The sequence below is a fragment of the Phenylobacterium sp. VNQ135 genome (genome assembly GCF_049445735.1).
Taxonomy (GTDB): Bacteria; Pseudomonadota; Alphaproteobacteria; order Caulobacterales; family Caulobacteraceae; genus Phenylobacterium.
The window spans coordinates 88,310-113,792 of record NZ_JBMSDS010000003.1 but is presented as its reverse complement, the minus strand read 5'-3'; the positions used below and the strand labels follow the sequence as shown (position 1 = coordinate 113,792).

Annotated in this window: 25 protein-coding genes; 9 read left to right on the top strand and 16 right to left on the bottom strand. The window is 63.6% G+C overall.

The window, feature by feature from the left end; genetic code table 11:
• Positions 1–19 precede the first annotated feature (19 nt).
• Positions 20–1,516 carry a tyrosine-type recombinase/integrase gene (locus tag ACO2Q0_RS11710; protein ID WP_423351705.1) on the top strand — a complete coding sequence of 499 codons (1,497 nt, stop codon included), beginning with the start codon at positions 20–22 and terminating at the stop codon, positions 1,514–1,516.
• A 253-nt stretch (positions 1,517–1,769) separates the two neighbouring features.
• Here ACO2Q0_RS11710 and ACO2Q0_RS11705 read toward each other — a convergent pair whose 3' ends face one another.
• From ACO2Q0_RS11705 to ACO2Q0_RS11680, 6 genes are all read right to left on the bottom strand, one after another.
• The gene (locus ACO2Q0_RS11705) at positions 1,770–2,246 is read right to left on the bottom strand and encodes an integrase core domain-containing protein (RefSeq protein ID WP_423351704.1); all 477 of its coding nucleotides are present in this window, start codon (positions 2,244–2,246) and stop codon (positions 1,770–1,772) included.
• A complete protein-coding gene (locus tag ACO2Q0_RS11700; RefSeq protein ID WP_423351703.1) occupies positions 2,195–2,509 on the bottom strand; it encodes an IS3 family transposase in 315 nt (104 codons plus the stop codon). Before ACO2Q0_RS11700 ends, ACO2Q0_RS11705 begins: the two co-directional genes overlap by 52 nt.
• Positions 2,510–2,665: 156 nt before the next feature.
• Positions 2,666–2,851, bottom strand: a complete 186-nt coding sequence (locus ACO2Q0_RS11695) for a transposase (RefSeq protein WP_423351702.1) — start codon at positions 2,849–2,851, stop codon at positions 2,666–2,668.
• A 160-nt stretch (positions 2,852–3,011) separates the two neighbouring features.
• A complete protein-coding gene (locus ACO2Q0_RS11690) occupies positions 3,012–4,199 on the bottom strand; it encodes an MFS transporter (protein ID WP_423352262.1) in 1,188 nt (395 codons plus the stop codon).
• Between the two features lie 162 nt (positions 4,200–4,361).
• Entirely contained in the window at positions 4,362–5,537 is a 1,176-nt protein-coding gene (locus ACO2Q0_RS11685) for an acyl-CoA dehydrogenase family protein (RefSeq protein ID WP_423351701.1), read from the bottom strand.
• Positions 5,538–5,544: 7 nt separating this feature from the next.
• Positions 5,545–6,675 carry an acyl-CoA dehydrogenase family protein gene (locus ACO2Q0_RS11680; protein ID WP_423351700.1) on the bottom strand — a complete coding sequence of 377 codons (1,131 nt, stop codon included), beginning with the start codon at positions 6,673–6,675 and terminating at the stop codon, positions 5,545–5,547.
• 271 nt (positions 6,676–6,946) lie between these two features.
• On the opposite strand from ACO2Q0_RS11680, the gene ACO2Q0_RS11675 reads away from it, so the two are divergent.
• A complete protein-coding gene (locus ACO2Q0_RS11675; protein WP_423351699.1) occupies positions 6,947–7,660 on the top strand; it encodes a FadR/GntR family transcriptional regulator in 714 nt (237 codons plus the stop codon).
• Between the two features lie 91 nt (positions 7,661–7,751).
• Here the strand turns inward: ACO2Q0_RS11675 and ACO2Q0_RS11670 are convergent, their stop codons facing one another.
• The 4 genes from ACO2Q0_RS11670 to ACO2Q0_RS11655 form a co-directional block, all read right to left on the bottom strand.
• Positions 7,752–9,968, bottom strand: coding sequence for a TonB-dependent receptor (locus ACO2Q0_RS11670; protein WP_423351698.1), 2,217 nt, complete (start codon positions 9,966–9,968; stop codon positions 7,752–7,754).
• Positions 9,969–10,245: 277 nt separating this feature from the next.
• A complete protein-coding gene (locus tag ACO2Q0_RS11665; RefSeq protein WP_423351697.1) occupies positions 10,246–11,466 on the bottom strand; it encodes a CaiB/BaiF CoA transferase family protein in 1,221 nt (406 codons plus the stop codon).
• A gap of 87 nt (positions 11,467–11,553) precedes the next feature.
• The gene (locus ACO2Q0_RS11660; RefSeq protein ID WP_423351696.1) at positions 11,554–12,729 is read right to left on the bottom strand and encodes an amidohydrolase family protein; all 1,176 of its coding nucleotides are present in this window, start codon (positions 12,727–12,729) and stop codon (positions 11,554–11,556) included.
• A 653-nt stretch (positions 12,730–13,382) separates the two neighbouring features.
• On the bottom strand, positions 13,383–14,075 hold the full coding sequence (locus tag ACO2Q0_RS11655) for an SDR family NAD(P)-dependent oxidoreductase (RefSeq protein ID WP_423351695.1): 693 nt from the start codon (positions 14,073–14,075) through the stop codon (positions 13,383–13,385).
• 124 nt (positions 14,076–14,199) lie between these two features.
• Between ACO2Q0_RS11655 and ACO2Q0_RS11650 the strand changes: the two genes are divergently transcribed.
• Both ACO2Q0_RS11650 and ACO2Q0_RS11645 read left to right on the top strand, forming a co-directional pair.
• On the top strand, positions 14,200–14,385 hold the full coding sequence (locus ACO2Q0_RS11650) for a transposase (protein ID WP_423351694.1): 186 nt from the start codon (positions 14,200–14,202) through the stop codon (positions 14,383–14,385).
• Positions 14,386–14,463: 78 nt separating this feature from the next.
• On the top strand, positions 14,464–14,901 hold the full coding sequence (locus ACO2Q0_RS11645; RefSeq protein WP_423351693.1) for an IS3 family transposase: 438 nt from the start codon (positions 14,464–14,466) through the stop codon (positions 14,899–14,901).
• Positions 14,902–15,024: 123 nt separating this feature from the next.
• Here the strand turns inward: ACO2Q0_RS11645 and ACO2Q0_RS11640 are convergent, their stop codons facing one another.
• Genes ACO2Q0_RS11640 through ACO2Q0_RS11630 form a run of 3 tightly spaced genes read right to left on the bottom strand, consistent with a single transcriptional unit; the run spans position 15,025 to position 17,524 of the window.
• Positions 15,025–16,206 carry a thiolase family protein gene (locus ACO2Q0_RS11640; protein ID WP_423351692.1) on the bottom strand — a complete coding sequence of 394 codons (1,182 nt, stop codon included), beginning with the start codon at positions 16,204–16,206 and terminating at the stop codon, positions 15,025–15,027.
• On the bottom strand, positions 16,203–16,610 hold the full coding sequence (locus ACO2Q0_RS11635; protein ID WP_423351691.1) for a Zn-ribbon domain-containing OB-fold protein: 408 nt from the start codon (positions 16,608–16,610) through the stop codon (positions 16,203–16,205). The genes ACO2Q0_RS11640 and ACO2Q0_RS11635 overlap by 4 nt, the downstream gene beginning before the upstream one ends.
• A gap of 56 nt (positions 16,611–16,666) precedes the next feature.
• Positions 16,667–17,524, bottom strand: a complete 858-nt coding sequence (locus tag ACO2Q0_RS11630; protein WP_423351690.1) for an enoyl-CoA hydratase — start codon at positions 17,522–17,524, stop codon at positions 16,667–16,669.
• A 198-nt stretch (positions 17,525–17,722) separates the two neighbouring features.
• On the opposite strand from ACO2Q0_RS11630, the gene ACO2Q0_RS11625 reads away from it, so the two are divergent.
• The 5 genes from ACO2Q0_RS11625 (at position 17,723) to ACO2Q0_RS11605 (ending at position 23,182) form a co-directional block, all read left to right on the top strand.
• Positions 17,723–18,079, top strand: a complete 357-nt coding sequence (locus tag ACO2Q0_RS11625) for a hypothetical protein (RefSeq protein ID WP_423351689.1) — start codon at positions 17,723–17,725, stop codon at positions 18,077–18,079.
• Between the two features lie 133 nt (positions 18,080–18,212).
• A complete protein-coding gene (locus tag ACO2Q0_RS11620; protein WP_423351688.1) occupies positions 18,213–19,685 on the top strand; it encodes a class I adenylate-forming enzyme family protein in 1,473 nt (490 codons plus the stop codon).
• A 151-nt stretch (positions 19,686–19,836) separates the two neighbouring features.
• Entirely contained in the window at positions 19,837–20,808 is a 972-nt protein-coding gene (locus tag ACO2Q0_RS11615) for an enoyl-CoA hydratase/isomerase family protein (protein WP_423351687.1), read from the top strand.
• Positions 20,805–21,812, top strand: a complete 1,008-nt coding sequence (locus ACO2Q0_RS11610; protein WP_423351686.1) for a CoA transferase — start codon at positions 20,805–20,807, stop codon at positions 21,810–21,812. The genes ACO2Q0_RS11615 and ACO2Q0_RS11610 overlap by 4 nt, the downstream gene beginning before the upstream one ends.
• Positions 21,809–23,182, top strand: coding sequence for an amidohydrolase family protein (locus ACO2Q0_RS11605; protein ID WP_423351685.1), 1,374 nt, complete (start codon positions 21,809–21,811; stop codon positions 23,180–23,182). The genes ACO2Q0_RS11610 and ACO2Q0_RS11605 overlap by 4 nt, the downstream gene beginning before the upstream one ends.
• Before the next feature lie 46 nt (positions 23,183–23,228).
• Here ACO2Q0_RS11605 and ACO2Q0_RS11600 read toward each other — a convergent pair whose 3' ends face one another.
• The 3 genes from ACO2Q0_RS11600 to ACO2Q0_RS11590 are packed head-to-tail and all read right to left on the bottom strand — an operon-like array spanning position 23,229 to position 25,361.
• Positions 23,229–24,791 carry a type IV secretory system conjugative DNA transfer family protein gene (locus ACO2Q0_RS11600; RefSeq protein ID WP_423351684.1) on the bottom strand — a complete coding sequence of 521 codons (1,563 nt, stop codon included), beginning with the start codon at positions 24,789–24,791 and terminating at the stop codon, positions 23,229–23,231.
• Entirely contained in the window at positions 24,788–25,069 is a 282-nt protein-coding gene (locus tag ACO2Q0_RS11595; RefSeq protein WP_423351683.1) for a conjugal transfer protein TraD, read from the bottom strand. The genes ACO2Q0_RS11600 and ACO2Q0_RS11595 overlap by 4 nt, the downstream gene beginning before the upstream one ends.
• Positions 25,056–25,361 (bottom strand): conjugal transfer protein TraD, encoded by a 306-nt coding sequence (locus ACO2Q0_RS11590; protein WP_423351682.1) that lies wholly within the window; start codon positions 25,359–25,361, stop codon positions 25,056–25,058. The genes ACO2Q0_RS11595 and ACO2Q0_RS11590 overlap by 14 nt, the downstream gene beginning before the upstream one ends.
• Positions 25,362–25,483 lie beyond the last annotated feature (122 nt).

The following is a 25,483-nucleotide window of genomic DNA, read 5'->3' as shown; positions in this document are numbered from 1 at the left end:
GCACAGATCGGGGATCGCCATGGCGTTCGTGACCGACAAGGAAGTGCTCAAGCCCGGCCTCATCATCTTCCGGCGCGCGGATGTGGACCACCGCAACTGGTACTGCCGCGTCAAGCTGCCCAAGGCCGACCGCTACAAGACGATCTCGCTTAAGACCAGCGACATCAACGTGGCGCGCGAGGCGGCCTTCGACCAGGACGCCGATGTGCGCTTCCGGCTCAAGCACGACGTGCCGGTGTTCAACCACCCCTTCCGCGCCGTGGCGAAGGAGTATCTGGCGACCCAGGAGGCGCGCGCCAAGCGCGGCGAGATCAGCAAGGAGCGCCCGAAGAAGCTCAAGGCCGTGATCGAGGGGGCGCTTGAGGAGTACGTCGGATCGACCCAGGTGCATCTGATCGGCGACGAACTCTGGGCCGGATATCCGGCCTGGCGGCGGGAGAACGGCGCCGGCCGCAACAAGCGCAACGGGGTGCGGGAAATCTCCGCCGAGAAGGCCGCGGAGTTGGACGCCCGCGACGCCGCTTCGCGCGCCAGGGCGATGGAGACGCTCGGCTTCCGCAAGCTCCGGCCGGCGGCGGCGCCCCCCGCCCCGGCCGAGAGCCGTACGGTCGCCATGATCAGCGACGCCACCATCCGTTTCGAGATGTCGATCTTCGGCGCGGTGATGAACCACGCGATCAAGAAGCGCTACGTCCCCGCCAGCCAGCGCTTCGACGACCGTCCCAAGCTCAAGACCATGCGGCGGGACGAGTTCACCCTGGAGGAATACCGCCACCTCCACACCGTGGCGCGGTCGTGGGTCAAGGCGGCGATCCGCCCGTCCAGCACCTGGTATCGAACGGTCGCCTACAACTTCATCCTGATCATGTGCAACACGGGCATGCGCCCCTCCGAGGCCAAGAACCTGCGGTGGCGCGACATCACCACCGGGACCGACCGGGAGGGCCGCGAGCTGGTGGTGCTGTTCGTCCAGGGCAAGGGCAAGTCGCGCAAGCTGGTGGCGCCCAAGAGCGTCGGCGATTACTTCGAGCGCATCCGCGAGGCGACGCGGCAGTATCGGCGCGAGGCGGCCAAGGATGGCGAAACGGTCCCCGAGGCCGAGTTCCGGCCCGAGGACCGGGTGTTCACCACCATCACCGGCGAGCCCGCCAAGTCCCTCTACCAGGCCATGATCGAAGACCTGCTGATCAAGGCGAAGCTGCGCGAGGGCGCCTCAGGCGTCCCGCGCTCCACCTATTGCTTCCGGCACACCTACGCGACCTTCCGCCTCGCCGAGGGCGTGGACGTCTATTTCCTGGCCGAGCAGATGGGGACCTCGGTCAAGATGATCGAGGAGCACTATGGCCACGTGAATACCGTCAAGCATGCCGACCTGGTGCTCCAGGGCATGGGAGGCTGGGATCCTGCCGCGGCCGGCGGCGAGGCCGAAGCCGACAGCGTCAGGGCGGTGCGAACCCCACGGGCGAAGGCCAGAACACCAGAGCCCGGCAGCAAGGCTCGCCGCCGCAGTTCCTAGACCTGAGAGATAATCCGGCGGCGTCGAGCTCCGACGCCGCGCCGTCTCAACTCTTGCTCTTGTCCGGCGCGCCCGAGGGCGCTCTTAGCCGGACCATGTCGAAGGCAGCCGCGCCGAGTTCGCGTGGTCTGTTGATGCCGGAGTGAAACTGACCTGCCCCCTTCCTGATCCCTCGGCTTGAGTGAGAGTCCGTCACCAAGTTGCTCTGATACCCATCTTTGGACCGCGGGAAGTTAGAGTCTCACGGCCTTGGTCACGGTGGCGGGCTGGTCTGGCCACCGGGATTCATCAATGAGATCGGGGGCTTGTTGCCGATGGCCCCATGCGGCCGATCCTCGTTGTAGTATCTGCGCCAAGCCTCCAACTTTTCGCCGGCGTCGGCAAGCGTCAGGAACCAGTGGGCGTTCAGGCACTCCGCCCGGAAGCGACCGTTGAAGGCCTCGATGAAGGCGTTGTCGGTGGGCGTGCCAGGCCGGGAGAAGTCCAGGGTGACGCCGTTGGCGCAGGCCCAGAGATCCATATCCCGGCTGATAAATTCCGAGCCCTGGTCGACACGGATCGTCGATGGATAGCCCACCGTGGCGCAGACCCTCTCCAGGGTCTGGACAACATCCTCGCCGCGATAGCTGAACCGCGGATCCAGCACCGGCGAGTAGCGTGAGAAGGTGTCCACGACGGTCAGGACCCGGATCTTCCGCCCTGTCGCCAGCTGGTCGTGGACGAAGTCCATCGCCCAGGTTTCGTTCGGGCCGGTGGCGGCGCGACGCTCCTCCCCGCAGCTTCGCCTTTGGGCAGCTGCAGCCCTAAGCCTCTGTAGATCCGATGGGTTTTCTTCATGTTGATTTCCCAGCCTTCGCGGCGAAGCAGGACATGGACGCGTCGATAGCCGTAGCGGACGCGGGTCTGACAGATCTCTCTGATGCGGGCTTCAACGCCGGCCTGCTCGCGGCGGCGGGACTTGTAGTGATAGGTCAAGGTGTCGAATTCCAGCACCCGGCAGGCCCGCCGGATCGACACGCTCCAATCACCACAAACCCCGTCCACCAGCTCGCGTTTGCGAGCAGGCCTCACAGTTTTCGGCGGATGACGTCCTGCAGCATCTCCCGGTCTCGGGACAGATCCCCCACCAGCTTGCGCAGCTTGGCGTTCTCACCCCTCCAGCTGCTTCAGCCGACGCATCCCAGCGGCTGCAGCCCGTCGTACTTCCTCTTCCAGTTGAAGTAACGTCGCCGGGCTGATCCCGGCCTTGCGGAAGATGTCCGCCACCGGCACGCCCTCGGCGCCCTGCTTCAGAATGAACGCCTTCTGGGCGTCCGAGAACGTTGAGGCCTTCATCGTCTTCCGCTCCTCCCAGCCAGGAAGGCTACGCGGAAAACTCCAACTTTAAACGGTCGAGTTTCCGGGGATCAGAGCACTGATTCAGGCGGGTCAGTTGCGAGGACACACGCTCGAGCTCGTCGACATACCGACGCGGGGCGCGCACGCGGCACCGGCTTTAGGTGAGTTCAAGGCTGTCGCGTCGCGTCACGTAGTCCAACACCGCGACCGCGCACGCGGCCGCAAGGACGATGCCGCTCAGGACCAGGAAGATCGATCCCTTCGCGCTCGCCGTCGCCAACACGGCCCCTCCAATGATCGGGCCCGTCAACGCGCCAACCCGGCCTACGGCGAGAGCCAGACCCACGCCCGTGCCACGGATATGCGCCGGGTAAAGGGTCGCGCCGAGCGAGTGAAGCGCGACCTGGCCGCCGATCACGCCCACGCCGAGAACGGTCAGGTACGCCACCGTGAGAGCCTCCGAATGCCCTATCGCGGCGTTCAGCAGCACACACACCGCACCAGCGATGAAGAAGATCCCAGCCAGAAGCCGTTTAGGGCCGACGAGATTGAGGAAAGGCGCCAAGCCGACGACCCCGACGATCGCACCAAGGTAGACGAGCGAAGTGAACAACGACGCCGTCGCCACGGACCCTGTGGCCTCGGCCATGATGGTCGGTAGCCAGCTCGCCAGGAGGGTGATCCCCATGACGGCGAGCAACTCGGCTGCGCAATGCGCTAAGGCTCGGTTGCGGTATGTGTCCGAGAACAACACTAACGGCCCCGTGTTGTTGGGCTCATCCCCACTGAGCGGTCCACAGGCTGGCTTGCCGGTGGGCAGGAACGCCAATGGCAAGATAATGCAAGATAGTGCCATCGCCCCGCCGACGATGAATATCAGTCGCCAGTCCGAGAACCGAAAGAGATAGCCGCCCACAAGCGAGCCCAGAAGAGCGCCGGAGGGAGCGCCCGTGTAGGTGAGCAAGGTGTTTCGCAGGCGCGTTTCCGGCGCGCTTACATCCCCAGCGATCGCAATGACGTTCACCAGTATGCCGCCCAGACAGATGCCGCCCAGAAACCGCAATAGTACGAGCAGGCTTAAGCTGTGAATTCCTATGATGGCGAAGGTTAGCACGCCCAGCGCCAGCATGGACCAAATCAGCGCCCAACGCCGGCCAAACCGATCGGCGAGATAGCCCACCGCCGTCGCGCCGAACGCCATCCCCAGTCCGGCGGCGGAGAATACGATGGCAAACTCATGCGCCGGCTTGCCCCAGGCACCTGCCATTTGCGGAACCGCCAACGCCATGATCTGCGAGTCAAAACCTTCCATGAGCGCTATGAGGAAGCAGCTCACGTATATCATTCCACGGTTCATCTTTCCGCCCTAGACTGTGATGCCGCCACATCTTAAAATACAGGCCAGTCGTCTCGCCGGCAAATTGGTCTTATTATTGATGTAGAATGAGAATAAAGGATCGCGGACTGCTATTCCTCGCCCAATATCGCCATCAGGAAATTGTATTAATCACACGAATTGTCGCGCAATAAGGCCGAGCTGAACTTCAGAGGAGCCGCCGAAGATCGTGTAGGCGCGGCTGTTGAGATATTCGGAGACGGCCGTGTCGGCAAAACTGTTGGTGTCGCACTCGAGAGATGAATGCCAGCGCGCGGCGCGACGACCGAGCAACGTCATGCCGAGTTCCGCCACAGCTTGCTTCATTCGGCTGGCGCGCAACTTCAGGATGGACGGCAAGGCGGGAGATCTCTCACCCTGGCGCATGCCGTCGAGAGACCGAAGCTCAAGCATCTCGAACGTGTCCAGGTCGATCGCAACTTCGGCGAAGCGCGCGGCGTTTGTGGGATCGTCCAGGGGCGAGACGCCGCCTTCCGCGAACTCATCGATCACGGCGCGCAACCGCGTGAGGCTTGAGCGCAATCTGGCGCTGAATAGCCCGGCGCCCCTTTCGAATTCGAGAAGGTACTGCGCACAAGCCCAGCCGCCGTTCTCGTTCCCGACTAGATTTTCCTTTGCAATCCGCACGTTATCGAAAAAGACTTGGTTGAGTTCATGTTCGCCGCTCATCGAAACAATGGGTCGAACTGTGATGCCAGGCGCATCCAAATCGACGAGTAGAAAGGAAATTCCGTCACGGGGTCTGCCAATATTGCTTGTGCGCACGAGCATAAACATTTTGTTCGCATAGTGCGCGTGGGTCGTCCAAATCTTGCTGCCATTTACGACATACGAGTCCCCGTCGGACCTGGCCGATGTCTGCAACGATGTCAGATCCGATCCAGCGGCGGGTTCCGAATACCCTTGGCACCAATAGTCCTCACTTCGAAGTATGCGCGGCAGGTAGTGGGCCTTCTGCTCGGGGGTGCCGAAGCGAATCAATACAGGCCCCAGCAGACGCACCCCCATGGGATGGACGAGGGGCGCGCCAGCGAGCGCGCACTCAGATTCAAAGATGAACCGCTGCAGGGGGGTCCATCCTGCACCGCCAAACTCCTGCGGCCAGAGCGGCGCCATCCAGCCCCGCGCTGCAAGCTTTCGTTGCCAGGGCTGCGAGACCTTGGGGGGCGGATAGAGGCCAGTTGTCAGGGCCTGACCGCGTCGGAGCTCCTCCGTGAGCTCATCACTGAGGAAAGCCTGCACTTCGCGTCGGAACGCCAAGGTTGCTTCGTCGAGAACGATATCCATGTGTTAGTCAGCTCAAGATAGCGCTTTGCGCGTAGCTCCGCGCGGGGATCGTGGCTGCGGCATAACGAGCAAGATGCCGGTCGGCCGTTCCGAACGTCGCTTGGAAGGCTGTGAGCAGCCGGAAGTAACGGGCGACGTACAATTCCTCCGTCACCCCAATGCCACCGTGTAGCTGCACCGACGTCTCGGCGATGAAGCGGGCGATACGCCCAATCTTGACCTTGGCGGCGGAGACCATCATCGAGCGCTGCTGGGTGTCGATCTTCAGGCTCGCGAGTTCGGCGATAGCTTGGCCTTCCTCCACGAGGACGGCCATTTCAGCGAGACGGTGTTGGACGGTCTGGAATTCCGATATGGGGCGGCCGAACTGTCGGCGGAACGTTACGTACTCCACCGTATGCTTGAGCAGGGCCGTCGCTGCACCCAAGGCTTCCCAACACAGACAGATCACGCCTTCATCGGCGATACGCGACATCAGTTCTCTGGCGGCTTCCCCCTGCAGAAGACATGCTCCGGCCTGGACCTCGATTTCGAGCTTCAAATCCGCGACATCTTCGCCGCGAAGCGACTGCCAGGACTCCATGCGCACGCCGTCATGCCGCGCGGGAAGGAGGAAAACGCCCGGCTGGGCTCCCGTCGGGGTCGCGATGGAGGCCGAGACCACGAGCCAGGCCGCTTTGCAGGCGCCCAACACGGCGTGTTTGCGTCCAACGAGCCTCCAGCCACCCGGCCCTGGGACAGCCTGGACGCTGGAGACGGGTGGGTTGATAGCCTCGCCTTCCTGGTGGGCAAACGACAACGACGCATGACCCCCAAGCGCAGCATCGAGCGCCGCATCTGCGTCGGCGCTGCGAGGCAAGTGCGCCAAGGCCCGCGCGCCGAGTAAAATGCTGGAGAGGAACGGCGTGACCAAGGCATGACGGCCTGCGGCGCGCATGATTAGCCCGGCCTCAAGCGCCGACCCACCATAGCCCCCGCGCGCCTCCGGAATAGCGATAGAGGGCCAGCCGCCGGCAATGAGCGAAGCCCATGATCGCTCGGCCGCCGCAACAGGGTCGCAATCGCGCGAAGCTTCGGCAAAAAGCCTTTCGACGGCTTGCGACTGATCAGTCTGATCTTGATTAAGATCGAGATCCATTACATCAAGCCCGCGGGAACATCATATTCATATATATCATCTAGCTTCGACCCGATACAGGATGTCAATCGGATTATCTCGAGCGTTGAAAATGGGCTTCCGCCACGTGTCGCCACAACCTGCCGCTTCGCTAGGTCGCCACGCGCGTATATCGTCCTACCCTGCCTCGATGCAGCGGCGAGATTCGCCGCCCCTCAGGCGTCTCAGGAAAGCGGCCAGCAATCACGGCCATAGGAACAGCCAGATGAACTTCAGTCGGCCTAGACGATCGATGAAATCCGGAGAGATCGTCGCCCTAGAAATCGTGCGTGACATCGCCGCGCGCGGCCTTTCAGCGGGGGCCAAGCTTCCATCCGAAAGCGAGATGGTCGTGAAGTACGGCTTCAGTCGCCCGACGGTTCGCGAAGCGCTGCGGCTTCTGGAGTTTCAAGGTCTGATCTCGATCAGGCCGGGACCAGGCGCAGGCACAGTGGTTGGCGCTGTCTCAACTGAAAAGCTGGGCGACACCCTTACGCTTTACCTCCATCTCATGGGCGCGACGTACCGCGAGTTGACCGAGGCGTGGCGTGACACCGAAGGCATGTTGGCCGAGCGGGCGGCGCAAAATCCGGACCGTGACAGGGTTCGCGAGATCATGGAGCCCTACCTTGATCAACAAGTCTGCTGTGAACGAGACAGCATCCGCGGGGGCGCCGCAGGATTCCATACCGAGGTGGCGGAACTCGCCTCGAACCGTGTGCTGGCCCTTTCGATCCGCTCAATCGCCGGGATCGCCGCCCAGTACGTCGCCAAAAACCTACCGGACCTCTCGAGGGGCGCTCTGTACGCGGATCACTCAGGCATCGCCAAAGCGATTATCGACGGGGACCCGATCCTCGCGCGCAAGTTCATGCGTGACCACATAGATCATATCGACGCGCATTTCGCCCGCCTCTGGCCGGAAAAGATCGGTGAGCCGCTACGCTGGCCGGACGGCCGGCCTTAGCAGACCAGACGCGCCCGGCGGCGCACCCGGCAGAGCTGACGTCGCGAGCTCGAGCAGTTGGCTGCTCGAGCTCGCCGGGGCGGACCTAAGATCAGTAGGTGTAGGCCAGTCGCACACCATAGGTGCGCGGGCTTGCATAGTTAACCCAATCGGCGTTGCCGCTTGTGCTCACAACCCGGAAGTAGACCTCGTCTGTCAAGTTATTGCCCCAAACGGATACCCGCGTCCGATTATCCGGCGCAGTCCAGCCGATTTCACCGTTCACAACCGTGTAGGCCGATTGCTTAAGACGATTGAGCGGATCGAAAAAGAACGAGTCGCTGAGCAGAATGCTGGCGTAGGCGTCCAGCGTCCCAACCGCAAGCGGCCGCTCGTATCGCGCCGACGCATTGGTCGTCCACTTCGGGGTGCGGATCACACGGTTTCCCGTGACGTCGCAGATCAGGGCGCGATTTCCACCGACGGCGGCACCCGTTCCCGACACACAAGCTGTCGCTGGCGTGGGGTTCACCTGCGTGGTCGGTATCGTAACGTTTGCGTTGGGGAAACTGTCGTACTTGCTATCCGTATAAGTCAGTCCGAAATCCACCGTCAGCTCGTTCGTGACCCGCCCGTTCACAGTGAATTCGGCGCCACGAATGCTCGCCTTAGCTGCGTTTGTAAGAATGGTGACGGCAGAGTTCGCAGGCCGAGCGGCGGTTTGAATGTCTTTGTAGTCGTAGTTGTAGACCGTCGCCGTCCCCCGCCAAGGGCCTGACCAGAGCGACTTCACGCCAACCTCGACCGCGTCCAGATATTCCGGACGAACCGGGATGCCATCCAAGGTGGAACTATTCAGCTGCCCGCTCTTGAAGCCTTTGCTGTAGGATCCATAGATGTTCGCTATTCCCGGAATTTCGTACTTTGCGATAATGCGCGGTGTCCAGTCGTCCCACGATTCCTTGAAGTTGCGCTTAGGGGCGCTGCCAATCGTTCCGAAGGCGTTTTTTTCCTCGTAACTATACCGGAGTCCGGCTGTGACTGTAAAATTCTCCAAAGTCTCCACGGTCAATTCACCGAATCCAGCCCAGGCATCCGTCTTCAGATTACTGTCAATGACTGCGGCCGCAGGAGTGAATGTTAGGGGTTTATATCCCGTGTAGTTGTGTAAGTAGTAAGCGCCAGCGACCCATTGTATGCGGCTGTCAGCAGCCGAACTCAACTGAAACTCTTGCGTTACCGAACGTGACGGTTGCTTGGAATCCGATAGCCGAATGCTCGCGAAGGAACCGTCCGTGTCGTTGATCGCGTGCATGAGGTCGCGACGGCGGGCGGTGATGGAGACGAAGTTCGCCCAACCGAGATCGAGATCGACCTTCAGGCTGATGCCGTCCTGCGAAGTGTCATTCATCGGCCTGGCCGTGCCAGTGTATTGGTATGGCCCCGTAGCGACCGGGATGGTCGGAAAGCGGACCCTGGCTACAGTATTGCCATTCAGTGCTTGGGAGGAATTGGTTGTCACATCCTCGCTGCTGGTAGAATCGGCGGCCAGCGTGAACTTCGCCCAGTCGGTCGGCGTGTAGACCACCTTACCGCGAAAGCCCAAGAAGGTGCTGTATCCCAGATTCCCACCGCGAACGACGCCTGGACCACCGAGGTCCTTCACGTAGCCCTCGTCGTTGTGATACACGGCCGCGATGTCGAAGGCGATATTGTCGCCGATGGGCGCGGAGAAATATGCCGCCACGTCGGTCGATTCCAGATTGCCGCGTCCGATCGAGAACTTCGCGGTCGGCGTCGGCGAAGGGTCCTTCGTGAAAATGCTGATCGCACCGCCGGTTGCGTTTCTCCCAAATAGCGTGCCCTGGGGTCCCTTGAGGACTTCGATGCGTTCAATGTTGTTGAACTTGAACGCATTTGCGAACGTCTGCGACATGTACACGCCGTCAATGTAGATCGCGACGTTGGATTCATCGCCGACGGAGATGTTGGTCGAGCTTACGCCACGAATGATCGGCAGGACCGAAGTCCCCGAACCGGTGAAATTGACGCCCGGGGCGACCTGGGAGAGCCCATACACATTGTCAACGCCGGCGCTCGCCAAGGTTGCCGCCGAGACAGAGGCGATAGAGGCGGGGACGTCCTGAAGCCGCTCTTCCCTCCGCCGGGCGGTGACGACGACCTCGTCAACCAGCCGCAGTTGATTGGACGCGGCCGGGTCAGCCGCTTGAGCGTTGGCGATATCGGCGACCCCGAGCGCCAGAATGGTCACCGAGCCCAGCATCAATCGCTTATTATGGATAGGCAGCTTGCGCAATGTCGACCGCATGACGTTTCCCCCTTTTGGATCCCACCTTGATGGATGAGACGTTATTGCTGTTGCGAACTTCGCTGATAATATAATTGATATATATTTTTTGCCTAGCTTGCAACGCGCAGATTTGCGGAGTGCAAATCGGCAAAACGAGCTTAGGCCGGAAATCATCTTGCGCAGGTTGCTTCGCAGAGGTTGCGCGCGCTTTAGGCGAGTCGCGAATTCGCTGAATTGCTCTCCGCACCTGACCTGCGCTGACCGCCGAGGGCAATGGAACCCGCGATAAGGCCCACTAAGAGATGACGCCCTGCTGTTTCAGCTCAAGGATTGCATCCCAATCGTAGCCGAGCTCCTCCAGCAGCACCTCTTCCGTGTGCGCGCCGTGCTCTGGAGCCGGCCGCAGCTCCGGCGGAGATTCGTCAAATTGGATCGGCGTTGAAACGAGGTTCAAAGATCTACCATCCTCGTAATCGACCGTCTGGATGTATCCGTTAGCCCAGGCCTGCCGATCCTCGTTTAGATCTTTCGCCACTTGCACGATCGCCCACTGCCCTTCCTGTTGCGCCAAGATTTCAGTCCAATAGGGCAATGGGTGCTGCTCGAAGACACTATCGAGCTCAAGAATGCAGGCCCTGTTATTCTCAGCGCGCTTATCGATCGTGCAGAAGCGGGGATCGTTGGCCAGGTCGGCTCGCCCCATCAGCGTGCAGAGCCGTGCCCAGTACCTATCGCTCTGAAGCATCGACAGCGCGATGAAACGACCGTCACTGCAGCGATAGTAGTTCGATGTCGGACTAGGCGCAGTGCTATGATTACTATGCGGGAGTTCGGGCATACCGCTCAGATTCGCGCCAACCATGGAAGCCTGCATTGCCCACATACCGGCCGCAAGCAGCGAGACGTCGACGACGAGAGCTTCGCCGGTCCGCTCCCGATGGAAGAGGGCCGCCGAGACGCCGGCGGCGAGCGCTGTTCCGGTCTGGCTGTCGCCAAACGCGGGCGCAGGCAGCGTAATCAAGTCGGTCGTGTCGGCGGGCATCGCGGAAACTCCGGCCCCACTTCGTTGCCAGTAGGTGAGGCCGTCGAACCCGCCACGCTCCGATTCTGGACCCTTTGGCCCGTGCGCAGAGCCGCGCGCATAGATGATCTTCGGGTTGACGGCGCGAAGGTCGGCGACGTCGATTCCCAGGTTGCGACGAGCATCGGGGAGGAAATTGGTGATGAAGACGTCGGCGTTTTTCGCCAAGCGCAAGAGGATGTTTCGCCCCTCCGGCGTAGCTATGTTGAGGCCCATCGACCGCTTGCCGCGGTTGAACGGCTCCCAGAGATAGGTAAAGCCACCCACGTCCGGCGCGACACCCCATGCTCGCAGCCCGCGTATCGGATCGCCTCTTTCGGCGTGCTCGATTTTGAGAACGTTAGCTCCCCAATCCGACATGATCGCCGCCGCAGCCGGGGCCATGGCATATTCTGCGACCTCAAGTACCCTCACGCCGCTCATCACCTTCGTCATCGACGTCTCCAGCAGACCCAATCCATTCAAGGGTGACGTCCGGCGGTCACTCAAGCCGCACCGGCCGGACATCGCGCCGCGGAGACCTCAGTCGAGGTTGTAGACTCTTGCGGCGTTGCCCCAGAGGAGCTTTTCCGCGACGTCGCGCGGGACATCCCCCAGCGTCTCCTGAATGTATTCGCGCGGCGATGTCGCGATCGTGGCCGGCCCGGGAGACATGCTCGTCGGATGTGGGAAGTCCGTCTCGTACATGATGTTGTCAGCGCCAATGGCATCGAGCGCGCTGTGCAAGGACTTCCGCTCGAACCAGTACGATCCGTAGATTTGCCGCTTGAAGAATTCGCTCGGCAGAAGCTTGTATTCGGGATGTTCCTTGTGAACGCCGCTATTCAGCCACTGCCAATCGAAGGACTCCAGCGCGAAAGGCAACCATCCCGCACCGCTCTCGACCGAAACGAATTTGAGATTGGGGAAACGATGACAGATGCCCCCAAAAATCAACTGCACGATAACTTGAATGTTTTCCGTAAAAAGCACCGGCGCGACCGCGGCGAAGGAAGCATGCTTGCCTACGCTCTCGTGCATCATGTCGAAGACCCACATATCGCCGGTGCCGATATGGAAGTTTACGGGGAGATTGCGTTCCTGCGCAGCGGCCCAGAAAGGGTCCCAATAGGGATCGCTGAGCTTCGGCAGATTAAAGTCCTGCGGCGCACCACATAGGACAATTCCTTTATGGCCAAGCTTGGTTGCGCGATCCATTTCGGCGATGGAAGCTTGGATATCCCAGAAGGGGATCGCCATCTGCGGGATCAGGCGCTTCGGCGCGATACCGGCCCATTCGACCACCCAATCGTTGTACGCTTGCACACAAAGCAGCATCAATTCCGGATCGTTGAGCGTCAGGTACCGCCCAGCGCCGAAGCCCGCGACGTTGGGATAGAGGATTTGAGCATAAACCCCCGTCTCATCCATCTTCTTGAGTCGGTCTTCAGCGCGCCAGCACGCCGGATCGGCTTCGGCAAGCTTGCGCGGGCGGTCGGGCGCGTACTCGTGCCAGCCCGCCATGCAGGAACCCGCCGCATAAGCAATCCGCTTTCCGCCAAAGTACCAGGCTTCCTGCTCCGCCTCCGCATCCCATCGGACCTGTGGGACGAGGTCTCCGTACTTGGCGACCGAGATTCTCGATGTCCAAAGATCGTATGCCTCGATCACATGAGTGTCGGTGTCGACGACCCGAATCTGCTCCACAAGTTCAACCAACTCAGAACCCTCCCGAAGGTGCGGTCGCATCGACGACGTGTCTGCGAACCCAGTGTCTGCGCACATCATTAAGATCATACAAATGAATTGGCAATACTGGTCGTGTGGCGATGCAGGGCAATGGCTTCGGTTAACGGCGTGAGGAGTCGTAAGCGGGGCCGTGACGGGACCTTTCGGAGCTGAGGATCTTCGGGGAGAGGGGACGATTTCCGGATCGCCTTGCGATCCGCGCCGCGAGACCGCGCAATCGCCGACGCCGACAATCCCTGTCGATGCATTTCAGGATCATAACCAACTCCGCCAGTTCGATCACCGATCCCTCTCCTCGCGACCATCGCGGAAAGCATCAGCGATTTCACGAGCGACCCCTCACAGCCGACCGCCTGTGCCTGCCGCTGAATTGGGGATTTTTCAGTCGCCCGATCTTGGGAATTTCACCTCGCCATCTACAGGTGTCGGTCATGTCCTCGACCATCCGTCGGCACAGAGGGCTCTGCTCGGCCATCTGGGGCGCTCCTGTCTTGAGGGTAGGCCTCGACAACCACACCTTCTCAAACAGGCGCTCACCCCAGTCCCGCGTCAGCGGTGTCGTTCAATCCCTCTTATCGGTCCAGACCCCACGGATGACGTCCGGGGAAGCGCAAGCGTCGCCTTCAGACCCGCCCGGTCACCGGCAGCAGCGCGCCCGTGACAGCGCTCGCCGCCTCGGAGGCCAGGAACAGCATCACGGCCGCCAGTTCCTTCGGCGCCACCCAGGCCGAGCCATCCGCGTCCGGCATGTCGGCGCGGTTGGCCGGCGTATCCAGGATCGAGGGCAAGACGGCGTTGACGGTGACGCCATCGCCCTTGAGCTCATCGGCCAGGGCCTGTGTCAGGGCGTGCACCCCGGCCTTCGACGCCGCATAGGCACCCATGCCCATCCCGGCCTTCAGGGCGGCGGCCGAGCCCACGTTGACGATCCGGCCCGCGGCGCTGCGCTTCAGGTGCGGGATGGCGGCGCGGCTGGTGTTGGCCGCGGTCAGCACGTTCAGCCGGTAGAGCTGCGGCCAGGTCTCGTACGACCCGCCCTCGATCGGCTCCCAGCGGAAGCCGCCGGCGATGTTCAGCACCACGTCGAGGCCGCCCAGCCTGTCGGCCACGGCGTCGATCGCCGCGCCCGCCTGCACGGCCTCGGTCAGGTCGACGCCCGTCTGCACGAAGGCGCCTTCAGGACCCGGACAGTGCTTGGCGTGGTCGATGAGAGCGAGCTTAAACGGAAGCTCCGCCGCAGCCTGCGCCACGGCGGAGCCCAGGACGCCGGCGGCGCCCGTGATTGCGATGATGCGGTCGGCCCTGATGGTCGTCATGGCATCGTTATAGCGCGGTCAGGGCGTCTCGACGATGGTGACCTTTGCTCTGATCCCCGGAAACTCGACCGTTTAAAGTTGGAGTTTTCCGCGTAGCCTTCCTGGCTGGGAGGAGCGGAAGACGATGAAGGCCTCAACGTTCTCGGACGCCCAGAAGGCGTTCATTCTGAAGCAGGGCGCCGAGGGCGTGCCGGTGGCGGACATCTTCCGCAAGGTCGGGATCAGCCCGGCGACGTTACTTCAACTGGAAGAGGAAGTACGACGGGCTGCAGCCGCTGGGATGCGTCGGCTGAAGCAGCTGGAGGGGTGAGAACGCCAAGCTGCGCAAGCTGGTGGGGGATCTGTCCCGAGACCGGGAGATGCTGCAGGACGTCATCCGCCGAAAACTGTGAGGCCTGCTCGCAAACGCGAGCTGGTGGACGGGGTTTGTGGTGATTGGAGCGTGTCGATCCGGCGGGCCTGCCGGGTGCTGGAATTCGACACCTTGACCTATCACTACAAGTCCCGCCGCCGCGAGCAGGCCGGCGTTGAAGCCCGCATCAGAGAGATCTGTCAGACCCGCGTCCGCTACGGCTATCGACGCGTCCATGTCCTGCTTCGCCGCGAAGGCTGGGAAATCAACATGAAGAAAACCCATCGGATCTACAGAGGCTTAGGGCTGCAGCTGCCCAAAGGCGAAGCTGCGGGGAGGAGCGTCGCGCCGCCACCGGCCCGAACGAAACCTGGGCGATGGACTTCGTCCACGACCAGCTGGCGACAGGGCGGAAGATCCGGGTTCTCATGGTCTGCGCCCCTTGAAGTGATCCATCCCTATTATTGGTGTTGATCAAATCGGAACCGTGGGCGCGATCGCGTCGGAATGCGCACCGGGGACTTCGCCGCCGCGATCCCGCCCACGCGCAACCGAAAGATCTAACCCGCCGCACAGACATGGGATGAAACGACTGTTTCAATCGGGCGTGCTCAAGATCATGCCACACATCACAGGGTTTGTGCCGTTCAGCACGAGGGCGCGTTTCGCGTCGGGGACCTGACGGGGTCCGGCGTGACCGCGAAGTTGGGTGACCGCCTCGAGGACGTGCCCGATTCCCTGCACGCGGCCTTCGCTGAGATTGCCACCGTGTGTGCTCATCGGAATTCGGCCCAACAACCGCAGGGTTCCGGACTTCGCGTCCCATGCATCCTCCAGTAAGCCCGGCCCCTCGCCAGGCCTAGCGAACGCGGCTTCGAGCCATGTCATCGTGAGGATCGTGAAGCCGTCATAGACATTCGCAACATCGATGTCCTTGGGCCCGCAACCGCTGTTGGACCAGAGCTTTTCCAGGAGGCGGCGTTGAGCCGCCGGCGTGTCAAACGGCTGGAACCCCATGTCGCTCTGAGGAAGCGCCATATGGCTGCAGGCATCGACGATCACCGCCGGCTGCTTCAGATCGGCGGCTCGTTCGGCCGTCGTGACAATCACCGCCATGGCACCGTCAATAGGTACATCCATATCGAGTATGGTGAACGGCTCGGCGATTGGTTTGGCAGCCATGTACGCGTCCATCGACAACGGTTGACCGCAGAAGACGGCGCGCGGGTTCAGTTGCGCGTTGGTGCGGTTGTTCACGGCGATCATGCCAAAGTGCCGTCGCTTCGACCCATAGAGGTGCATGTGGCGCCGCATCAGCGCGGCCGCGCCGTTCGGGGCCGCACAGGGCTCGGTGAGCGTTTTTCCGAATGTCGGATCAAAGGTCATAGGGGGCGAGCGACGTAACGCGTCCGCGCGGGCGTCTCGCGCCGTTACGTCCCAACGATACTTGGCATGAAAGCAAACGGCATAGGTGCAGGCCCCCGAGGCTACGGCATGCACCCCGTCGAGGATGATGTTTGCCGAGGGCGGCGTGCTCGTCCCCATCCAGACGATATTCTTGAGATCGAGGCCGTCCATGACGTAGGCTGGCCAAACTCCGGCCAAGTCCGTGCTAAAGACGGCACCGATGCCGTCGATTGCGTCCGCCGTCAGTCCCGCATCTCTAATGGCCTCGCGCGCCGCAGTCACGGCAAGATGGCCAATGGATTGGCCGGAGTCGCGTGCGAGCTTCGAATACCCGACACCCGCGATTGCGATCTTTTGGTTTGGACCACTCATCCGGCCGCCCTCAGTTTGAAAACCGGTACGGGGTGACCTCGGTATTCCGACCACGCCAGTTCCAAGGGAGCTTCCATGGCGACCTCGTTCGGCGCACTGCCGACCATGTCGGCCACGACAATCAGTCTTTCTTGGTCGTTCAACTCCGCCCACACCGTGATGCGGTCAGAGCCCGAGTTGTCCTGGCGGGCCGCAGGCAAGACGACGTAGCTGTAAACCTTGGCTACGCCGTCGCATTCTTCGTACCCAATGTTGTCCGACCAACATTTCGGACAAACGCCGCGCGGGGGATGGATCCAATAGCGGCAGTCACCGCACCTGGCGATGATCAACTTTTTCTCGCGGCACCCTTCCCAATAGCTTCGGGTGTCATAGTTGGTCATCGGCGACCATGCGTCCGTCATTTCATCTCCCCGCTTCCGGTTCAGCTTAACTTCCAAGCTCGTTCGTATATATGATCTTACTTTTCATGGTTGGCGTGGGGAGGGTTCCGACTAGGCCCGCTTCGGCCCTTCCCGATCGCCGCACCCGGTCCATGAAGACGGATCTGTTTGGTCTCGTCGGTAACGTGCGTGAGCTGATGGGTCTCAAAGTGCGCGGATAGCGCGCTGCGCAGGCCCTGGACGTCCCAGGTCCGGTTGAGCGAACGCTTCAGGAGCTTCATCGCGAACGGCGGCGTAGCAGCTATCTTTTCAGCAAGCGCCAGGGTGGCCTCTTGGAGGTCGGGCGTCGGCACGATGCGATTGACCATGCCGATGCGATAGGCCTCCTGTGCGTCCATGCGTTCGCCGGTAAACAGGAGTTCCTTCGCGCGGCGAAGACCCATGACCCAGGGATGGATGAGGACTTCACACGACGCCGCGGCGAGGGTTTGACAAACGGGATCGGCAAAGAACGCATCGTCTGAGGCGACGATGAGGTCGCACATGTTGGCAACCATGAACGCGCCTGCGACACAGGCCCCTTGGACCTGCGCAATCGTCGGCTTGGGACAGTCCCAAATGTTGAGCGCGTACCCGAAGTAGCGCTCCGCTTCGTAGTCCCAACGCTCCTCGACCGTGTAGTGAGCCCGGTCGGTCATGGCCTCTTTGAGATCGTGGCCGGCGGAGAAATGGCTTCCGGATCCTCCAAGGATGATGACGCGAACCTCGGGGTCTGCGCCCGCTGTTCGGAAGGCTTCGTTGAGCTCGTCCAGCAACGCGGTGTTTTCCGCGTTCCGCGCATTTGGCCGGTGGTGATAGATTCGAGCCACCGCGCCGAGGCGTTCATAGAGCACGTTTTGTAGGGCGACGCGCGGAGCCGTCGTCGTGGTGGTCATGCGGGCCATCCTTGCCGATCTTATGCGACGGACTGTGGCACAATCGATATAGATGAACTAGAAGAATTATCGGGAGGCGGACCTTCTCCTGAACCCGAGCATTGACAACACATATTCCTATATATCATCTGCAGCCAGGGTGAGGCGTTCTCTCAGCCATTCCCGCTGTGGGTTGCGCCTACCGGGGCGAGAGGAAGCATGGAACTCGGGTTGGCCAGGAATATTACGGTGGATCATTTATTGACGCTAAAACCCGGATCGCGTTGGCAAAGCAGCGTCTGCTCCACCAACGTGGTGGTCGTTCGCCCTCCGAACGGTCCGGTGTCGTTGGAATGTGGCGGGTCGCCAATGCGCCTCTATACTGAGGCAGAACATGTTGCGCCGAACGCGGCCGTGTCGTGCGAGCACGCCGCAGGAAGTCAGGTTGGCAAACGGTATTATGATGAGGAAACGGGTATCGAAGTGCTCTGCGTGAAATCGGGCTCGGGTTCGCTCTCGCTCGGCGACCGTCCCCTTCTCCTGAAAGAAGCCAAAAAGCTGCCTTCCTCGGATTAGTCATATGGAAGCGCTGCCATCGTGCATCCTCTCTGACTGACGCACCAGCTTTCAGCTGGGGACCGCCAATCGGACTCCCTTGTCCGGTCAATTCACTGGGAGAGGCTTGTTGCATACTGCTCTATTGCTAGACATGGCGGCGGACTCCGTACCGCACCGTTTGGCGCTCGGACGTCGCGACGAGGGCCTGACCTTTGCCGAATTGCGCCGCCGCGCGCATCACGGTGCCGCGTTCCTTGAGCAACTTGGTGGGGCCAACGTTGCCTTCATCGGCCTGAACGGCCCAGCACTGCCCGCGGCTCTGTTCGCGGCCGGTATGCTGGCGCGGCCGTTCGCGCCGCTGAACTACCGCCTCCCGGACGCGGATCTGTCGAAGCTGCTGGCGCGCACGGCCCCCTCCGTGGCCATCGTTGACGACGATATGGCTCAGCGTGTTGGGCTCGTGGAGGGCGTGGCAGTGGTCGCCCGAAGCGTGTTCGAGGCCGCGTGCGGCATGCATGGCGTTTCGGACGCTGAATTCTTGAACGTGAACCACGACATCGCCGTGCTGCTGTTCACCAGCGGTACCACGGGTGAGCCTAAGGCCGCGATGCTGCGCCACGCTAACCTGACCAGCTACGTGATCTCCACTGTGGAGTTCATGGGCTCGGAGCCCTACGAAGCAGCGCTGATCAGCGTGCCGCCGTACCACATCGCAGGAATCGCGGCGGTGCTCACTTGCTGTTATTCGGGGCGCCGCATCGTGTACTTGGACGCCTTCACGCCTGAGAGCTGGGTGGATGTCGCCGCGGCCGAGGAGATCACCCACGCCATGGTGGTCCCCACGATGCTGGGGCGCATCCTCGATGTTCTTGAGATGCGTGGCGAGCGTCTGTCGTCGCTGCGAGCGATCAGCTACGGCGGTGGGCGCATGCCGCTGCCGGTGATCGAGCGCGCGCTGAACTTTCTGCCGCACGTGGACTTCGCCAACGCCTACGGTCTCACTGAGACGTCCTCGACGATCTCGATCCTCGGGCCCGACGACCACCGCATGGCCCTCTATTCCGACGACGAAGCGGTGAAGAAGCGGCTGGGCTCGGTCGGCAAGCCGCTGCCGACGCTGCAGCTGCAGATCCGAGGCCCCGAAGGCGAGGTGCTTGGCCCCAACCAATCGGGCGAGATCTACGTCCGCGGCGAGCAGGTCTCGGGCGAGTATACCTCCAAGAAGGTGATCGATTCTGAGGGGTGGTTCGCCACCAACGATGGCGGCTTCATGGACGAGGAGGGCTACCTCTTCGTCGAAGGGCGGCTGGACGATGTGATCGTGCGCGGCGGTGAGAACATGAGTCCTGGCGAGATCGAGGACGTGCTGCGCGAACATCCCGCGGTGGCCGACGTGGCGGTGCTGGGCCTGCCCGACACTGAGTGGGGTGAGAGGGTCGCCGCCATCATTGTGCCTCGCGCGACGAAGCCGTCGCCGCAGGAGCTCGTCGACTTCGTAAGGGCCCGCCTGCGGTCATCAAAAACACCTGAAGTCTGGGAATTCCGCGATGCATTGCCTTATAACGAGACGGGCAAGGTGCTGCGGCGCCAGCTCAAGGCGGAGATGAGCCGAACGCCCGCGTAGCCGCTGCTCCGGAGCGTCTCGTTCACGTGCCTAGAACCCTCTTTCCACGGCCCGCGAGCACCTCCCCCAGCGGGGGCGGAGCTTGCAGACGCGCTCTCCCTGGGGGAGCTCCGGCGCAGCCGGAGAGGGGGTTGTCGATGGTCGTCTCGCGGTGAGACTCATCGCGGACCTGACCGAACTCGGCGGCGCTGGGATGGCGCTGACGGTGCTGGGGCGCGATCCGCCACCGCCGGCGGCGGCGCCCGGCCTGGTTCAGGTCGGCGTCTGGCGTGGTGGGCCATTGCTCGGCGCCGCGCTGGAGCCGTTCGACGTTCTATTGAGCCACGATCCCAATGCGCCGGCGCCGTTTGTAGGCATTGCGCAGGACCGCTTGGATGCGGCGGTCGACGATTTGCACGCCGCGGTGGCGCGCCAGCCGGTCGCGGCGGCAGTCTGCGGGCAGGTATTTCGGATGACGCTGGATGTGCCGTTCGAAAATGCGCTCACGCTGGAATCGCTGGCGTATTCGATGCTGCTGGGGGCAGAGGGCTTCAGGGCATGGCGCGGCGCAAATGCGGCTCGGCCGCTGGGCGACGCCAGCGGTCCGCGCGTGACGATGGAGGTCGGGGCTGAGATCGCGATTCGCCTGACGCGCTCAGAGAGGCGAAACGCGTTCGACGCACGCATGCGCGACGAACTGACCGAAGCGCTGGCTTTCGCCCTCGCGCACCCCGACGCGCCCGCAGTGGTCCTCAGCGCCGAGGGGCCCTGCTTCAGCGCGGGCGGCGACCTCGACGAGTTCGGAACCGCCGCGGATCGTGGCTGCGCACACCTCATCCGAACACTTCGCTCCCCTGCCCGCCTGGCCGGAGCGCTGGGCGACCGGTTACAGGTGCGGCTCCACGGCGCCTGCGTCGGCGCGGGGATAGAGGTGCCGGCCGCGGCGGCCCGGGTGGTGGCCGACTCCGGCGCGCACTTCCGCCTGCCTGAAGTGTCCATGGGGCTGATCCCCGGAGCCGGTGGCACGGCCACCATTGCCCGTCGGATCGGGCGACAGCGGGCCTGCTACATGGCGCTCTCAGGCGCCAACATCGACCTGGCGACGGCGCTATCGTGGGGTCTCGTCGACGAGGTGGCGGTATGACGACCTTCCCGGACGTCTTGGGAGAGCTCGCGGGCCGTGTCGGACGTGTGAGCGCCGGCCTTGGCGCAAGGGTCGACGTGGCGGCGCTGGGCGTCACCGAACGGACCGGACTGCTGGCGCTGGACGCCCCGACCCGGAGTTCTCCCAATCGAGCCTGTCGGCTGGTGCGCGCCGCGGACGGCTGGATCGCCGTGAATCTCGCCCGCGCGGAGGATCGCGAACTCGTCCCGGCCTGGCTGGAAGGTGAGTGGGGACAGGACGCCTGGCGCCTCGTAGAGCGTGGGGTTCCCGATCGGGCGGTGGCGCAACTGCTCGCGGACGGCGCCGACCTGGGGCTGCCGGTGAGCTCGCTCGGCGAGTATACCCGACCGGGGCCTGAAGCGCCGGTGAGTATTGCTGGCGCCGCCCGGTCACGATCTGGACCGCCGCGGGTCGTCGATCTCTCCGCACTGTGGGCGGGTCCTATGTGCGGCACCATCCTGGCGGCCGCAGGCTGCGAAGTGACCAAGTACGAAAGCGCCGCGCGTCCCGATCCTACGCGGATTTCGACGCCTGAGTTCTATCGGCGGCTGAACCGAGCCAAGCGCGAAATGACCCTGAACTTCGCTGATCCTCGCGACCGCGCTCACCTGCGCGAAGCTCTCCTGAGGGCGGACGTGGTGATCACGGCCGCACGGCCGCGGGCATTCGCGTCCTTAGGGTTTCATCCGCAGGAAATTGTGGAGGGGGGCGCGGTCTGGGTGGGGATCACCGGCCATGGGTGGGCTAACGGCTGCCGGGTGGCGTTTGGCGATGACGCCGCGGTGGCCGGTGGTCTCGTGCGCTGGACGGCGGGGGAGCCGCATTTCCTGGGCGACGCGCTCGCCGATCCGGTGGTGGGTCTCGCCGCCGCCGTAGGCGCGCTGGAGGCCCTCGCTCTCGGCGTTGCGGCCTTCGTTGACGCGGGCCTGGCCCCCTGCGCGGCTGGCGCGGCGGCGGCGATGGGATTGGTGGGCGCAGAATGATGTTGACCGTTCGCAACGTCGAGGTGAACGGGCGCGCCGGGTCTGACGTTCGGATTGAGCGCGGGCGGATCGCGGCGATCTCGCCGGTGCTTCCGCGCGGCGGCATGGAAATCGACGGGCGGGGCGGAGCGCTGATCCCGGGGCTATGCGACCACCACATCCACCTATTCGGCCTCGCCGCCCGCGCAGCGTCGGTGCCGCTGGAAGGCGTGACCTCGCCATCGCAGTTCGCCGAGCGAATCGCGGCTGGCGTTGCGACCCGGCCGGTGGGCGCCTGGGTTCGGGTATTCGGCTACCACGAGACCATGGCCGGAGAACTGACTCGGGATGATCTTGACCGGCTCGCGCCGCGCCACCCGCTGCGGCTGCAGCACCAGACCGGCGCGCTTTGGGTACTCAACAGCCTAGCCCTGGCCTCCCTCGGTGTTGGTGACGATCCACCGGGTGTGGATCGGGACACAGGGCGGATTTGGCGCGGCGATGCGTGGTTACGGACCCGCATCGTCGCCGAGCCTCCACCGCTGGACCGGATCGGCGCCCGCCTGGCCGCCTACGGCATAACGGCGCTGACCGACGCCAGCGTCACCAATGACACCGCGACCGCCGCGCACCTTGCCAACGCTTGTCGTACCGGAGCGCTGCCGCAGCGGCTGACAGTGATGAGCGGCGGCCCGATCGACATGCCGGTCGACGGGGCATTCGCGGTCGGGCCAATCAAGGTGCTGCTCGACGAGCAGGCGTTGATCGACCTCGACGATTTCGTAGCGCGCATCGGCGACGCGCGTACCCAAGGTCGAAAGGTGGCAGTGCACTGCGTGACCGCGGTGGAACTCGCACTGACCCTGGCGGCGTTCACGGCGGCGGGCGCCGAGCCCGGCGACCGCGTCGAGCACGGAGGCGTCATCCCCATTGAGGCCATTCCCCAACTGAGGGAACTGAACCTCGCCGTGGTGACGCAGCCAGCCTTTATCCGCGAGCGCGGCGACCGCTACGTTACGACTGTCGCAGCGCACGAGCGGCCCGACCTTTACCGGTGCGCCAGCCTCTTGGCTGCCGGCGTACCCGTGGCGGCCAGCTCGGACGCCCCCTACGCGAGCCCCGATCCGTGGGTGGGCATAACATCGGCCATGGACCGGCTCAGCGCAGGAGGACAGCTGCTGGGCGGCAGTGAGGCGGTTTCCGCGGCCCGGGCGCTAGGGTTATATCTCGATGATCCAATGGCGCCCGGGCGGAGGCTCCGGCGGATCGGGGTTGGGGCCCCGGCGGACCTGTGTTTGCTAAACGCCCCGCTCAGCGAAGTCTTGGCTCAACCCTCATGCGAACGCGTGGCCGCGACTATCATTCGGGGCGACATAGTTTACTTGGGCTGACGTGTCCTCGATTCTTGTCCTCGACGGCGCTGTCGCGCGGGCGGCCCTACCGCGCAAACAGCCCCGCAAACTCCGGATCAGCGAAATGCCGCACCTTCCATGCCCACATCGGCGGCAGGCCGGGTTGCAGTAGGATCTCCAATGATTGGTCGAGCCGCATGATTTCGTCCGGCGCGATGAGGTCGCGGCGCGCCAGGTGCGTCGTGGTCGACGTGCTGTGCGTGCTGAAGAACTGGTTCGGGGCGCGCGAGGTGCTGGCGCCAGAGGTCTCGTAGGCCGCCGTCGTGGCGCCTATCGAGCGGGACACCCAGTTCGCGGTCTCGATGTCGGCGACGTTGAAGACCTGGACCATGCCGGCGTTGGAGAGAAAGGTCCCGGCGCGCTCGCCGTAGGTGCTCCAGAGCTGGTGCATGTCCTGGAGGATCGGCCAGAGCTGTACGCCGTATCCCGCCATATAGCCGAAGGCCCGCTCGACGGGTTCGAGGCGGCCGAGCGCGGCGAATTCGTCGAGCAGGAAGAGCACCGGGGCGCCGCCGTTTCCGGGCGTCCGGGCAATGTCCTGGAGCGCCTGGACGACCAGCAGGCGCAGCCAGCGCGCGTGCGTCTCCAGCCGCTCGGGCGGCAGCACCAGGAAGACCGTAGACTGGCCCGCCTTCAGCTCGCCGAAGCGGAAGTCCGAGCGCGACATGCCGCGGGTGATGCGGGCGCTGTCGAGGAAATGCGTGTGGCGCTGCGCTGAGGAGAGAACGCCCGAGGCCTCGCGGTCGCTCTTGCCCAGATGCCGGTTGGCGGCGCGCCGCACCAGACCGTCGGCGGCGGGGCTGGCCTGCATCTCCGTCAGCGTCGCCGACAGCTCCTCCGGGCTCGCGGTCAGGAGGCTTCGCACCTCGCCCAGCGTGCGCTGCTCGGCCTCGCGGTTGCAGACCACGTGGAGGATCAGGCCGGCGATCAGCGCCTTGGCCTCTTCGTTCCAGTGCACCTCGCCGACATGCGCCGGCGGATCGTAGACTAGGGCGTCGGCCAGTAGCGCGGCGTCTTCGGCCAGGTCCGGGCTATTGGCGTTCAGCAGATCGAGCGGATTGTAGGCGGCGGACAGTTCGCCCGTGATCTCGAACGGGTCGAGTACATGCACCTCACCGAACCGCGCCCGGGCGCGTGCGGCGACGCGGGCGTTCTCGCCCTTCGGATCGACGCAGATGATCGCGCGCTTTGCGGTGAGCAGGTTCGGGATGATGGCGCCGACGCCCTTGCCTGACCGCGTGGGCGCGATGGTCATCAGGTGGGCGGCGCCGTCATAGCGGAGAAGCTGGCCGCCACGTTTGGGCTCGCGACCGACGATCAGTCCGTCCGGACGACCGAGGGTCGCGCGAACCTGGCGGTCGGTCGCCCAGCGCGCGGAGCCATGCACGTCGGACTGCGTGGACGACCGTTTCAGCCGCCACGAGGTCCAACCCCCGAAGGCGCCCGCGCCGCCGATGAGGAGGATGAGCAAGGACTGGCCGAGGTGGTTGCGCCAGGTCGGGATCGCGATCCCCACGATGAGGTCGGCGATCGTGTTGCCGATGAGGAAGCCGACGACGATGTAGACCGCGAGCGAGACGTATCTCATGACGGCCCGTGAGCCGCTTCCGGCGCGTCCGCCTGGAAGGCGCGCCGGCCACGCCGCCGCCAGAGATCGGGCAGCCGGCCGTCCTGGTCCTCCTGGAGCTGGTAGGCCAACTCCAGGAGGCCGCCGTAAAGCGCGGCGCGATCATCCTTCAGCAGATCGACCAAACCGGCCTTCTGCACCAAGCCGCCGAGTTCGATGAGCTGCCGCGTGCGGGCGCGGCGCTCCACGGCCCATTCCCGTTCGTCCTGGCGCGCGTGGGCCGCCTCAGCCCGGCGCATGAGCGCCGCCGTCCGCTCCAGGCCGCGCGCTGTTCGATCCAGATGCTCCAGCAGCCTTTCCCGACCGGCCTTGAAAGAAGGCGCTCCCGCGCTTGCGCCAGGCCTCCCGCTGGGCGGCGTCCTTGGTCTCCACCGCCGCCAGCAGCACGCCGGCCAAGGTGTCGGGGTCGAGCTGGTCCGCGCCGGTGGCGGCGACCAGCTCGCCGTGCTGGCTGACCTTGCGCGCCTTCAGACCCTTGGCCTTCTCCTGGAGGGCCTTGAGTTCGGCGTCGATGTCTCGGGGTTTGCGCATGGGGCCGCTCCGTCGTTGCGCCAAAGCCCCCACTTCAAGATACTTCAGCAGCCGTAAGTTGTGAACTGCGCGCGAAATTCGGCAAAACACCCGTCACGAGCGAAACGAAAGTCGTGAGTGCG

Coding starts and splice junctions, on each gene's coding strand:
- ACO2Q0_RS11685 (WP_423351701.1), bottom strand. CDS start 5,537: ATGGATATCGTTCTCGACGAAGCAACCTTGGCGTTCCGACGCGAAGTG.
- ACO2Q0_RS11625 (WP_423351689.1), top strand. CDS start 17,723: ATGGAACTCGGGTTGGCCAGGAATATTACGGTGGATCATTTATTGACG.
- ACO2Q0_RS11710 (WP_423351705.1), top strand. CDS start 20: ATGGCGTTCGTGACCGACAAGGAAGTGCTCAAGCCCGGCCTCATCATC.
- ACO2Q0_RS11600 (WP_423351684.1), bottom strand. CDS start 24,791: ATGAGATACGTCTCGCTCGCGGTCTACATCGTCGTCGGCTTCCTCATC.
- ACO2Q0_RS11675 (WP_423351699.1), top strand. CDS start 6,947: ATGAAATCCGGAGAGATCGTCGCCCTAGAAATCGTGCGTGACATCGCC.
- ACO2Q0_RS11630 (WP_423351690.1), bottom strand. CDS start 17,524: ATGACCACCACGACGACGGCTCCGCGCGTCGCCCTACAAAACGTGCTC.
- ACO2Q0_RS11670 (WP_423351698.1), bottom strand. CDS start 9,968: ATGCGGTCGACATTGCGCAAGCTGCCTATCCATAATAAGCGATTGATG.
- ACO2Q0_RS11595 (WP_423351683.1), bottom strand. CDS start 25,069: ATGCGCCGGGCTGAGGCGGCCCACGCGCGCCAGGACGAACGGGAATGG.
- ACO2Q0_RS11610 (WP_423351686.1), top strand. CDS start 20,805: ATGACGACCTTCCCGGACGTCTTGGGAGAGCTCGCGGGCCGTGTCGGA.
- ACO2Q0_RS11635 (WP_423351691.1), bottom strand. CDS start 16,610: ATGACGGACGCATGGTCGCCGATGACCAACTATGACACCCGAAGCTAT.
- ACO2Q0_RS11590 (WP_423351682.1), bottom strand. CDS start 25,361: ATGCGCAAACCCCGAGACATCGACGCCGAACTCAAGGCCCTCCAGGAG.
- ACO2Q0_RS11605 (WP_423351685.1), top strand. CDS start 21,809: ATGATGTTGACCGTTCGCAACGTCGAGGTGAACGGGCGCGCCGGGTCT.
- ACO2Q0_RS11690 (WP_423352262.1), bottom strand. CDS start 4,199: ATGATATACGTGAGCTGCTTCCTCATAGCGCTCATGGAAGGTTTTGAC.
- ACO2Q0_RS11640 (WP_423351692.1), bottom strand. CDS start 16,206: ATGAGTGGTCCAAACCAAAAGATCGCAATCGCGGGTGTCGGGTATTCG.
- ACO2Q0_RS11705 (WP_423351704.1), bottom strand. CDS start 2,246: ATGGACTTCGTCCACGACCAGCTGGCGACAGGGCGGAAGATCCGGGTC.
- ACO2Q0_RS11650 (WP_423351694.1), top strand. CDS start 14,200: ATGAAGGCCTCAACGTTCTCGGACGCCCAGAAGGCGTTCATTCTGAAG.
- ACO2Q0_RS11620 (WP_423351688.1), top strand. CDS start 18,213: ATGGCGGCGGACTCCGTACCGCACCGTTTGGCGCTCGGACGTCGCGAC.
- ACO2Q0_RS11680 (WP_423351700.1), bottom strand. CDS start 6,675: ATGGATCTCGATCTTAATCAAGATCAGACTGATCAGTCGCAAGCCGTC.
- ACO2Q0_RS11665 (WP_423351697.1), bottom strand. CDS start 11,466: ATGACGAAGGTGATGAGCGGCGTGAGGGTACTTGAGGTCGCAGAATAT.
- ACO2Q0_RS11695 (WP_423351702.1), bottom strand. CDS start 2,851: ATGAAGGCCTCAACGTTCTCGGACGCCCAGAAGGCGTTCATTCTGAAG.
- ACO2Q0_RS11655 (WP_423351695.1), bottom strand. CDS start 14,075: ATGACGACCATCAGGGCCGACCGCATCATCGCAATCACGGGCGCCGCC.